The 10,862-nt window shown below is 73.5% G+C and carries 8 protein-coding genes; 1 reads left to right on the top strand and 7 read right to left on the bottom strand.

Annotated elements, in window-relative coordinates; genetic code table 11:
* The first annotated feature begins 100 nt into the window (after window positions 1–100).
* Window positions 101–1,348: a helix-turn-helix domain-containing protein gene (locus ACSMXR_RS23230; protein WP_473169827.1), complete on the top strand. Its 1,248-nt coding sequence runs from the start codon at window positions 101–103 to the stop codon at window positions 1,346–1,348.
* Window positions 1,349–1,453: 105 nt separating this feature from the next.
* Here the strand turns inward: ACSMXR_RS23230 and sucD are convergent, their stop codons facing one another.
* From sucD to ACSMXR_RS23195, 7 genes are all read right to left on the bottom strand, one after another.
* Entirely contained in the window at window positions 1,454–2,338 is an 885-nt protein-coding gene (gene sucD, locus ACSMXR_RS23225) for a succinate--CoA ligase subunit alpha (RefSeq protein WP_030084502.1), read from the bottom strand.
* A gap of 19 nt (window positions 2,339–2,357) precedes the next feature.
* Entirely contained in the window at window positions 2,358–3,539 is a 1,182-nt protein-coding gene (gene sucC, locus ACSMXR_RS23220; protein ID WP_030084500.1) for an ADP-forming succinate--CoA ligase subunit beta, read from the bottom strand.
* Between the two features lie 365 nt (window positions 3,540–3,904).
* Window positions 3,905–4,834, bottom strand: coding sequence for a hypothetical protein (locus tag ACSMXR_RS23215; protein ID WP_473169826.1), 930 nt, complete (start codon window positions 4,832–4,834; stop codon window positions 3,905–3,907).
* Window positions 4,835–4,939: 105 nt separating this feature from the next.
* Window positions 4,940–5,998, bottom strand: a complete 1,059-nt coding sequence (locus ACSMXR_RS23210; protein WP_473169825.1) for a hypothetical protein — start codon at window positions 5,996–5,998, stop codon at window positions 4,940–4,942.
* A gap of 100 nt (window positions 5,999–6,098) precedes the next feature.
* On the bottom strand, window positions 6,099–7,328 hold the full coding sequence (locus tag ACSMXR_RS23205) for a vWA domain-containing protein (RefSeq protein ID WP_473169824.1): 1,230 nt from the start codon (window positions 7,326–7,328) through the stop codon (window positions 6,099–6,101).
* Window positions 7,325–9,700: a DUF5682 family protein gene (locus ACSMXR_RS23200; protein ID WP_473169823.1), complete on the bottom strand. Its 2,376-nt coding sequence runs from the start codon at window positions 9,698–9,700 to the stop codon at window positions 7,325–7,327. The genes ACSMXR_RS23205 and ACSMXR_RS23200 overlap by 4 nt, the downstream gene beginning before the upstream one ends.
* Window positions 9,697–10,821, bottom strand: a complete 1,125-nt coding sequence (locus ACSMXR_RS23195; protein WP_103507284.1) for an ATP-binding protein — start codon at window positions 10,819–10,821, stop codon at window positions 9,697–9,699. The genes ACSMXR_RS23200 and ACSMXR_RS23195 overlap by 4 nt, the downstream gene beginning before the upstream one ends.
* Window positions 10,822–10,862 lie beyond the last annotated feature (41 nt).

The raw sequence follows: 10,862 nt of genomic DNA, 5'->3' as shown, positions 1-10,862 counted from the left end.
CGACACGCGCTTATCCCGCGTAACGCGCGAAGAGCCGCCGTGTCGCTCAATATACGTTTATGTACTTTTTCACCCAGTGCGGCGCTGCCGGGGGTCGTCCATGACCCGGAGCACGACCGACGAGGCCGCCGCGCCGCCGCTGCCCTCCCCCAAGGAGCGCCGCAGACTGCGCGAGGCGAAATCGCTGAGCGAGGATCAGGTGGCGGCGGCGGTCGGTGTCACGCGCGCCACCGTGCGCTCCTGGGAGACGGGGCGCACGAGCCCGCGCGGACGCAAGCGCGCGCTGTACGCGAAGCTGATCGCGCCCGAACCGGAAGCGCCCCCGGTACCGGCAGCGCCCCCGGCACCCACGACCGCCCCGGCTCCGACCGCCCCGGCCTCGGCCACTTCGGCCACTTCGGCGGCTCCGGCGGCTCCGGCGGCTCCGGCGGCCATCGTTGAAGCCGCCCCGGAGGCCCCGGCCCAGCCCCCGGACGAAGCGGCGGACGCCGAGGCCGGGGCCGAGGCGGGAGCGCCCGGCGAGCGGCCTCTCTCGCCCGCCGAGGCGTTCGACGAGCTGTACACCCGCACCGCCCCCGGCCTGGTCCGGCAGACCTATCTGCTGACCGGCCGCCGCGCCCTGGCCCGCGAGTCCGTCGAGCGCGCCTTCGAACTGGCCTGGCAGCGCTGGCCCGAGGTCGCCGTCGACCGCGACCCGGCCGGCTGGGTGCGCGCGGCGGCGTACGAGTACGCCATGTCTCCCTGGCACCGGCTGCGCCGCACGCACCGGCACCCCGACGCCCCGCCCACGGAGCCGGGCAAGCGCGCGCTGTTCGACGCGCTGCTCGACCTGCCCCCGGCCTACCGGCGCACCCTGCTCCTGTACGACGGGGTCGGCCTGGATCTGCCGGAGACGGCGGCCGAGACGGAGGCCAGCACCCCGGCCGCGGCGGGCCGGCTGATGACCGCCCGCGCCGCCGTCGCCGAGCGGCTTCCCGAACTGACGGCCGCCGCATCGCCCGCCGAACAGTCGGCCCTGCTGCACGACCGGCTCGGCGGCCTCGCACGCGCCGAGCACGTACCCGTACCGCAGCCCGCCCGTGCCGTGCGCACCGGCAGCGAGAACAAGGCCAGGCTGTGGACCCGGGCCGCCATCGCGGGCGTCGCCCTGCTCATCGCGGTGACCGGGCTGACCCTGCACACCGCGCCCACCCACTACGAGCAGCCGATCTCCCCCGCCGAACGGGTCGGGGGCGTACCGCCGCGCGGTGGTCCGCAGAAGCTCACCGCGCAGGATCTGAAGCTGCAGAAGTCGCTGAGCGAGCAGCTGGCGCACGGCCCGGAGCGGCTGGTTCCGCAAGCGCGGTGATACCGGCGCACAGATGCCGGAAACGGCGCGGGCCCGCACCCCTGAGTGAGAAGGGGGTGCGGGCCCGCGCCGTTCGTACGCGTACGCGCGTCTGCGCGGCCTGCGTCAGGCGCCGAGGATCTCGCGCGCCAGCTTGGCGGTCTCGGTCGGCGTCTTGCCGACCTTGACGCCGGCGGCCTCCAGGGCCTCCTTCTTCGCCTGGGCGGTGCCCGAGGAGCCGGAGACGATGGCGCCGGCGTGGCCCATGGTCTTGCCCTCCGGGGCGGTGAAGCCCGCGACGTAGCCGACGACCGGCTTGGTGACGTTCTTCGCGATGAAGTCGGCGGCACGCTCCTCGGCGTCGCCGCCGATCTCGCCGATCATCACGATGAGGTCGGTGTCGGGGTCCGCCTCGAACGCCGCGAGGGCGTCGATGTGCGTCGTACCGATGACCGGGTCGCCACCGATGCCGACGGCGGAGGAGAAGCCGATGTCACGGAGCTCGTACATCATCTGGTAGGTCAGCGTGCCGGACTTGGACACGAGACCGATGCGGCCGGGCTTGGTGATGTCGCCCGGGATGATGCCGGCGTTGGACTGGCCCGGGGTGATGAGACCGGGGCAGTTCGGGCCGATGATCCGGGTCTTGTTGCCCTTCTCGTTCGCGTACGCCCAGAACGCGGCGGAGTCGTGAACGGCGATGCCCTCGGTGATGACGACCGCGAGCGGGATCTCGGCGTCGATCGCCTCGACGACGGCGGCCTTGGAGAACGCCGGCGGCACGAAGAGGACGGAGACGTTGGCGCCCGTCTTCTCGATCGCCTCGGCGACGGAGCCGAAGACCGGTACCTCGGTGCCGTCGAAGTCGACGGACGTGCCCGCCTTGCGCGGGTTCACGCCACCGACGATGTTGGTGCCGTCGGCCAGCATGAGCTTGGTGTGCTTCATGCCCGTGGCGCCGGTCATCCCCTGGACGATGACCTTGCTGTCCTTGGTGAGGAAGATAGCCATGGTGTGGAGTCCCTCGTCCTTACTTCGCAGCCGCGGCGAGCTCGGCGGCCTTGTCGGCCGCGCCGTCCATGGTGTCCACGCGCTGCACGAGCGGGTGGTTGGCGTCGGAGAGGATCTTGCGACCGAGCTCCGCGTTGTTGCCGTCGAGACGCACGACCAGCGGCTTCTCGACCTTCTCGCCCTTGGACTCGAGCAGCGCGAGCGCCTGCACGATGCCGTTGGCGACCTCGTCGCACGCGGTGATGCCACCGAAGACGTTGACGAAGACGGACTTGACGTCCGGGTCGCCGAGGATGATCTCCAGGCCGTTCGCCATGACCTCGGCGGAGGCGCCGCCACCGATGTCGAGGAAGTTGGCGGGCTTCACGTTGCCGTGGTTCTCACCGGCGTACGCGACGACGTCCAGGGTCGACATGACCAGGCCGGCGCCGTTGCCGATGATGCCGACCTCGCCGTCCAGCTTGACGTAGTTGAGGTTCTTGGCCTTGGCGGCAGCCTCGAGCGGGTTGGCTGCGGCCTTGTCCTCGAGGGCCTCGTGCTCCGGCTGGCGGAAGTCGGCGTTCTCGTCGAGCGAGACCTTGCCGTCCAGCGCCAGGATGCGGCCGTCCTTGGTCTTCACCAGCGGGTTGACCTCGACGAGGAGCGCGTCCTCGGCGACGAAGGTCTTCCACAGGGTGACCAGGGCCTCGGCGACACCCTCGGCCACGTCGGCCGGGAACTTCGCCTGGGCCACGATCTCGCGGGCCTTGACGATGTCGACGCCGGAGTTGGAGTCGACCGGGACCTTCGCGAGGGCCTCGGGGGTCTTCTCCGCGACCTCCTCGATGTCCATGCCGCCCTGCACCGAGGCCATGGCCAGGAAGGTGCGGTTGGTGCGGTCGAGGAGGTACGAGACGTAGTACTCCGCCTCGATCTCCGGGGACAGCTCGGCGATCATCACCTTGTGGACCGTGTGGCCCTTGATGTCCATACCGAGAATGTCGGTCGCCCGGGCGACCGCCTCGTCGGCGTCGGCGGCCAGCTTGACACCGCCGGCCTTGCCGCGGCCGCCGACCTTCACCTGCGCCTTGACGACAGACTTGCCGCCCAGCTTCTCGGTCGCCTCGCGGGCTGCCTCAGGCGTGTCGATGACTTCACCGGCCAGCACCGGTACACCGTGCTTGGCGAAGAGGTCCCTCGCCTGGTACTCGAACAGGTCCACGCGCGTCCGTCCCTTTTAGTGGTATCGCGGTTCGTTCTTCTGCGTGGGCGTGCCGCGAAGGGCAACGTGACTGCGCTGTCACTAGGGAGGCGTACACGGTGTCCGAGTACGCGGCATGTCCATCCGGCAGGTTATCCCCGAGCCCCGTGTGACCCTAAATCGCAGATCACACCTGAGCGGTGATAACGGTCACAGAGGGTGGCCCCTCCGGCTCCCGGCCGGGGTGAGCCGGGAGCCGGAGGGGGCCCTCGAAGAGGCTGTACGGAGACGGGGCAGGAGCCGGAGCACCCGGCCCGGGTCCCCCTGGGCCGCGTACTCCGGTGCGGTGCATCGTGTTCCCGCTGACACCGCCTCCCGCGCTGTCCTTACTGCGCGGGCAGCGCGTCCGTCACGAAGGCCGGGGTGACCGAGGTGACGCCCTGGGCGCCGGTGGCCGCGTGGCCGACGGCGGGGCGGGCGTCCTCGCGGACCGTGTCCGCCACCCCGCCCGCGAACGGCCGGACCTGCCGCCCGACGCCCTCGGCCAGCGGCTGGACCTGGGTCGTGACGCCCTGCGCGAAGGGCACGGCGGCATCGCCGACGACCCCCTGGGCGAACGGCCCGACCTCACCGAGGACACCCCGGGCGAGCGTGCCGACGTCGCCGACCGCCTGTCCGACGACCGGCAGCGCGGCATCGACCGCACCGGCGGCGAGCGGCGGCAGGACGGAGTCGGACGTCTGCCCGACCACGGGCCCGGCCTCGGTCAGCGCGCTCTGGACGGCGGCCGGAGCCTGGTTCTGCGCGTAGCCGGGGATCTGCTCGATCGGCCCGAAGAGGTAGTCGATCTCGTCGGCCGGCGCTGCGGGGACCTGGGGGACGCGCACGTTCTCGGGCACTTGCTGTACGTCACCGAGGTCCGGGACCTCCGGCGTCTGCGGCGCGCGCACCTGGGACGGAAGGCGGTCCCGTACGTCGGTCGCACCGGCGGCCTCGCTCCCGGCCTCCGTCAGCGTGTCCTTGACTCCGTCGGCGGCGTCGATGCCCCTGACGTCCTTGAGGGCCTCGGCGTCCTTGGCGTCGGTGACGGCCTTCGCGCCCTTGAGGACCTTGGAGTCGGTGACGTCCTTGACGGCCGCCGTGTCCTTGACGTCCTCGACGATCTCCGTCGCGTCGGGGGTCTCGGCCGCCAGGTCCGGGGTGGAGAGCGGTACGGACACGGGCAGCTCGTCCGCGCTCGCCGCGGCGGTGCCGAGCGCCCACATTCCGGTGGCGGTGGCGGCGATGGCTATGGATCGGCGCATGTTCTTGTGCATGGGTGTGTCAGATCCTTCGAAGGTGTTCGGCAGTCCGGAGAAGTCCGGACGCGGGCAGACCTGTTCCGCCCCCGCGCGGCAGGTCGAGGCGGGGAACGGCCTGCCCTAGCCGGGGAATTCGAGGATCTCGCCGGATCTGTCGGGTATCGGGGCGGCGGTCGCCGGGAGACCGGCGCCCCGGACGAGCGCGGCGTGCGGACCGCCCGGGGCCGGGACCGCGTGCAGGTCGCCGCCGCGCGGCCCCTGGACATCGGCCGTCGCCGTACGCGCGAGGTCGCCGCAGGGGTCGAACGGCGCCCGGTCCTGCGCCGGCGTGGGCGCGGGGCTCCGTACGTGCCCGGCGCCCGGCGTACCGGACCCGTCCGGAGCGGCCGGGGTCGCCGGGGCGGAGAACGGTGCCGGGATGCCCCGGCCGGCCTCGTGTTCGGCGGACCCGTCGGAGGTGTCCGCCGCGGCGTCGCCCGGCTCCGTGGTGCCGCCCTCGGCGTCACGGCCGGTGCCCGGCGCGGAAGGTGACGGAGCGCCGGGTGTGTCCGGTCCACCGCCGGGCACGGGCAGCACGGAGAAGAGCGGGGGAAGCCCCGGCAGGTCCGGCACCAGCGGCCGCACCTCCCCGGCGACCCGCTCCACGGCGTCGCCCGCATCTCCCGCGCCCACGGCCGCGGCGTCGCGGACCCGGGCGGGCACGGTGGCGGTGGACTCCCGTACGGCCTGCTGTCCCTGCTGTGCTGCCGCCCGTTGTTGCGCGGTCTGTTGCGCTGTCTGCTCCGCGGCCCGATCGGCCGCTGTGGCCACCGGGTCGACGGCGGGCTCGACCACCGGCTCGGTGGCCGGTTCGAGGACCGGCTCGGCGGCCGGCTCGGCGGTCGGTTCGATCGCCGGCTCGACTGCCTTACGGGCGGCGGTCTCAGAGGCCGCACCCTCCGGCACGACATCCGGCACAGCGTCCGGCCCGGCGTCCGGCACGGCGTCGGCGACGGAGGACGTGAGCGGGCCCGGGTCCGGACGTTCCTGCGCCTCCGCGCGTCCGCCCGCGAGGATCCCCAGGGCCAGCAGTCCACCGAGGAACACCACCAACAGCCCCACCCGCACCGCGCGACGCCCCGCCGTACCCCGCGCCGGGCGCGGGTCGACGGCTGCGCGGGCAGCGGTGGTCGTGGTCACCTCGGTGGCTCCTCCCTGGTACGCGGACGGCGGAATGCGGCCCTCCGCGACCGACGGGTCGATGCTTGCACGAGCCCGTGGGGGTCACGCAAGTCCCTGGTTACTGTTGGGTCTCCTTGTCCGGTATGGGCAGTGGCCTCTTCTCGATCGCCGCCGCCATGACGTCCGGGAAGAGGTCCGGCGTACAGGCGAACGCCGGTACGCCCAGCGCCCCGAGCGCCGCCGCGTGCTCGCGGTCGTAGGCGGGTGCGCCCTCGTCGGAGAGGGCGAGCAGCGTCACGAACTGCACACCGGAGTCCTTCATCGCGGCGACCCGTTTGAGCATCTCGTCGCGTATGCCGCCCTCGTAGAGGTCGCTGATGAGGACGACGACGGTGTCCGCGGGGCGGGTGATCCTCGACTGGCAGTAGGCGAGCGCCCGGTTGATGTCGGTGCCGCCGCCGAGCTGGATGCCGAAGAGGACGTCGACCGGGTCGTCGAGCTGGTCCGTGAGGTCGACGACCGCCGTGTCGAAGACGACGAGGCGGGTCGACAGGGTGCGCATGGAGGCGAGCACCGCGCCGAAGACGGAGGCATGGACGACCGACGCGGCCATCGAGCCCGACTGGTCGACGCACAGGACGATGTCCTTCTTCGCGGACCGGGAGGCGCGCCCGTAGCCGATGAGTCGCTCGGGAACGATCGTGCCCCTGCCCTCCGTACTTCCCGGCACGGGCAGGTAATTGGCGAGGTTGGCACGGATGGTGCGGTTCCAGTCGATGTCGCGGTGGCGCGGCCGGCTGATCCGCGCCGAGCGGTCCAGGGCGCCGGTGAGGGTGGCCCTGGTGCGGCTATCCAGACGCTTCTCCAGGTCCTCGACGACCTTGCGGACGACGGCGCGTGCGGTCTCCTTCGTCGTCTCGGGCATCGCCTTGTTGAGCGAGAGCAGGGTGCCGACGAGGTGGACGTCCGCCTCGACCGCCTCCAGCATCTCCGGCTCCAGGAGCAGGGCCGCCAGGCCGAGCCGGTCGATCGCGTCGCGCTGCATGACCTGGACCACGGAGCTGGGGAAGTAGGTCCGGATGTCGCCGAGCCAGCGGGCCACGGAGGGCGCGGACGCGCCGAGCCCCGCCGTACGGCCACCGGTGCCCCGGCCACCGGGCTTCTTCCCCGCGCCGCCTCCGTACAGCGCGTTCAACGCCCCGTCCATCGCGGCGTCCTGGCCGGTGAGGGCGTGTCCGGTGCTGTCGGCGCTGTCCGCGCCGAGCACCATCCGCCAGCGCCGCAGCCGTTCGGCGTCGGGCGGCTGTGTCGTCTCCGCCATCGGGTCCGTCCTCCCGGTCGTCGTCATACGGCCGCCTCCGTGGGCTCGGGTGTGCGGCCGAGCAGCAGGCGCAGCACCGGCTCCACCGCGTCGGCCCTGGACTGGTCGAGACCGGATCCGAAGCCCGCCCGCACCCGGTCGGTGTCGGCCCGGCGGGCGCCTTCGGGGGCGGGCCCGCGCCGGACCAGCTCGCCCAGGGTGCGCCGTACGCCCGGTTCGTACGCGGAGAACGTGCGGCGCAGCAGCGGCAGCACATCGGTGAACATCTCGGCGGGGACGCCGGTCAGCCAGGCGTCGACGAGGCCGAGCAGCCGCTTGTCGTGGACCAGCAGCATGCCGCCGCCCGAGGCACCGCCGACGAACCCCTCGATCCAGGCGGCGGCGTCGGCGGGCGGGGTGCCGGGCGAGAGCGCCAGGCCCATCAGCCGGGCCGCCTCGTCCTCCGCGAGGCGTCCTTCGTCCAGGAGGAGCCGGGTGGCCCGGCCCCGGATGATCCCGGCGACCGCGTCCCGGGCCGCCAGCTTGTGCAGGACGGCGTCCCAGCGCTCCCGCAGCCCTTCGGCGGGGGCCGGTCCGGCGAGGAGCAGCCCGATCGCGCCGTGCACGGCCTCCATCTGACGGCGCAGCGCCTCGGCCCCGTCGGCGTCGAGGCCGGTGCAGGCGGGCGGCAGGCCGACGCAGATCCGCTCGGCGAGTCCGGCGGCGACCTCGGCGAGCGCCGCCGTGTCCGTGGCGCGCACGTCCCCGTACCGCAGGGAGCGGGCCAGGGCGGGCAGCGCGTCCGCGAGGTGGCCGACGTCCGCGTCGAGGGCGGCCCGGTCGGCGAGGGCCTTCATCACGACGGGCAGCGCGTCGGGCAGTCCGGCCAGGAGGCAGTGTTCGGCGAGTGCGGTGACGTCGGCCAGCGCGGTCGCCGCCGCGGCCCCCGACTCGGCCTTCGCGGTGGCGGCGGTGAGCACCGTGGTGCCCCATACGCCCGCCTCCGCGACCCGGACGTGCAGTTCCGGCTCCCAGCTCAGCCGCCAGCTCTCCCGGAAGGTGCCGGTGCTGCCCCGCCCCGCGACCGGGTCGCCCCAGCCGATGCCGAGGAGACGCAGCCGGTGCAGGAGGCGGCTGCGGGCGGCGTCGGTCTCCTTGCGCAGATCGAGGTCCAGCTCGCGTTCCGACGCCTCCGGCTTGAGCCGCAGGGTGCGCTGGCTGCGGGTCAGGTCCCGTTGCAGCGGGACGGCCGGGGCGGCATCCGGCACCTCTCCGAGGGTCTCGCCGACGATCAGCCGGTCCCGGACGAGGGCGAGCGGGACGTCGGACCCCTCGCACATGACGGCCCGCACCGCGTCGGTCGTCTCGCCGAGCCCCGCCAGCGGGCGGCCCCGCAGGGCGGCGAGGGTCTCGGCGAGCCGGACGGCCTCGATGACATGGGCGGTGGAGACGAACCGGTCCTCCGCGCGCAGCAGTCCGGCGACCTTGGTCATCCAGCGCTCGATGGGCCGGTCGGCCGCGTCGAAGAGGTGCCCGTACCAGCCGGGCGAGTCGATCCCGGCGCCGTATCCGCTGTGCCGGGCCAGCCGGCGGTGGGTCCACGGCACCCAGGTCAGGTCGGTCCTGACCTTCGGGAGTCCCTTGAGCAGGGCGCGGTCGGCGGCGAGGGTGGTCCGCGCGGCGAGTGCGGGCACGTGCCAGGCGCCGCAGACGACGGCGACGCCGTCACCGAACTCCTTGCGCGCGGTACGCAACTGGATCCGCATGTACGCCTCGCGCACCGCGTCCCGGGGCTGCCCGCCGTCGCCGTACGCCTCGCGGAGAGCGCTCATGGCCTCCGCCAGCGCGACGAACGGCGCGAGCGCGTCACCGGGCGTTCCGTCGGCGGGCGTTGCTCCGGCGGGTGCTCCCCCGCCCGGTGAGCGGTGCTCGACGGCGTCCTCCCACCAGCGCTCGGGGTCGTCGTATCCGGCAGTCTCGGCGAGCACCCGGATCGGGTCGACGACCGGTGTGACCTCGTCCGCCGCCCGCTCCCCCGGCGCGGGTTCCTCCAGAGCGAGGGAGTGGGCGGCGGGCAGGTCGATGAAGCGGACCGGGACGTCGTGGTCGAGGGCCCAGCGGATGGCCACCCACTCCGGCGAGAACGCGGCCATCGGCCAGAAGGAGGCACGTCCCGGATCGTCCACGGCGTGTGCGAGCAGCGCGACGGGAGGACGCATCTGCGGGTCGGCGGCGAGCGGGAGCAGCGCGTCGCCCTCGGGCGGGCCCTCGATGAGGACGGCCGCCGGGCGGGCCGCCGCGAGCGCGGCGAGGACCGCGCGGGCGGACCCGGGACCGTGATGCCGCACCCCGAGGAGCCAGGGCCCGACGGCCGCGCGGGAACCCGGAACCGCCGCCCCGGTCGTGGCGGGGCTCGTCATGCGGATACCTCGCGGCAGGCGCGGTAGAAGTCCTTCCAGCCGTCCCGTTCGCGGACCACGGTCTCCAGATACTCCTGCCAGACCACCCGGTCCGCCGCAGGGTCCCGGACGACCGCGCCGAGAATGCCGGCCGCCACATCGCCCGGGCGCAGAATGCCGTCGCCGAAGTGGGCGGCGAGGGCGAGGCCGTTGGTGACGACGGAGATCGCCTCCGCGGTGGAGAGCGTGCCGGAGGGCGACTTGAGCTTGGTGCGCCCGTCGGTGGTCACCCCGTCGCGCAGTTCGCGAAAGACCGTGACCACGCGCCGGATCTCGGCCAGGCCCTCCGGCGCGGCCGGCAGGTCGAGCGAGCGGCCGATCTGGTCGACACGCCGGGAGACGATGTCGACCTCGGCCTCCGGGGTGGCGGGCAGCGGCAGCACGACGGTGTTGAACCGGCGGCGCAGCGCGCTGGACAGCTCGTTGACTCCGCGGTCCCGGTCGTTGGCCGTGGCGATGAGGTTGAACCCGCGGACGGCCTGGACCTCCTGGCCCAGCTCGGGCACGGGGAGCGTCTTCTCGGACAGGATCGTGATGAGCGAATCCTGCACATCGGCGGGGATACGGGTCAGCTCCTCGACCCTGGCGGTCATGCCCTCGGACATCGCGCGCATCAGCGGACTGGGCACCAGGGCCTCGCGGCTGGGGCCGTGGGCGAGCAGCTGGGCGTAGTTCCACCCGTAGCGCACGGCCTCCTCGGGCGTCCCGGCGGTGCCCTGCACGAGCAGCGTCGAGTCACCGCTGACGGCGGCGGCGAGGTGCTCGGACACCCAGGTCTTGGCCGTACCGGGAACGCCGAGCAGGAGCAGTGCCCGGTCGGTGGCGAGCGTGGTCACGGCCACCTCGACCAGGCGGCGCGGGCCCACGTACTTGGGCGTGATCACCGTCCCGTCCGGGAGGGTGCCGCCCTGCAGATAGGTGGCGACGGCCCAGGGCGACAGCCGCCAACGGGCGGGCCTCGGGCGGTCGTCGGCGGCCGCCAGTGCCTTCAGCTCGTCGGCGAACGCGTCCTCGGCGTGCGGGCGGAGCGCCTCGGCGCCCGCCTCCGGCTCGATGGCCGCGGTGGTTTCGGGCACGGTCATGGATCCCCCTCCAGATCGGTCGACCTGATCTGGTTCCACCG

The organism is Streptomyces sp. DSM 106670 (genome assembly GCF_055792845.1).
This window is presented reverse-complemented; position numbering and strand designations above follow the sequence as displayed.

What these genes read in the sequence shown, in the direction of transcription:
- ACSMXR_RS23200 (WP_473169823.1), bottom strand. Translation starts at nt 9,700, where the DNA reads ATGACGAGCCCCGCCACGACCGGGGCGGCGGTTCCGGGTTCCCGCGCG.
- ACSMXR_RS23215 (WP_473169826.1), bottom strand. Translation starts at nt 4,834, where the DNA reads ATGCACAAGAACATGCGCCGATCCATAGCCATCGCCGCCACCGCCACC.
- ACSMXR_RS23230 (WP_473169827.1), top strand. Translation starts at nt 101, where the DNA reads ATGACCCGGAGCACGACCGACGAGGCCGCCGCGCCGCCGCTGCCCTCC.
- ACSMXR_RS23195 (WP_103507284.1), bottom strand. Translation starts at nt 10,821, where the DNA reads ATGACCGTGCCCGAAACCACCGCGGCCATCGAGCCGGAGGCGGGCGCC.
- sucD (WP_030084502.1), bottom strand. Translation starts at nt 2,338, where the DNA reads ATGGCTATCTTCCTCACCAAGGACAGCAAGGTCATCGTCCAGGGGATG.
- ACSMXR_RS23205 (WP_473169824.1), bottom strand. Translation starts at nt 7,328, where the DNA reads ATGACGACGACCGGGAGGACGGACCCGATGGCGGAGACGACACAGCCG.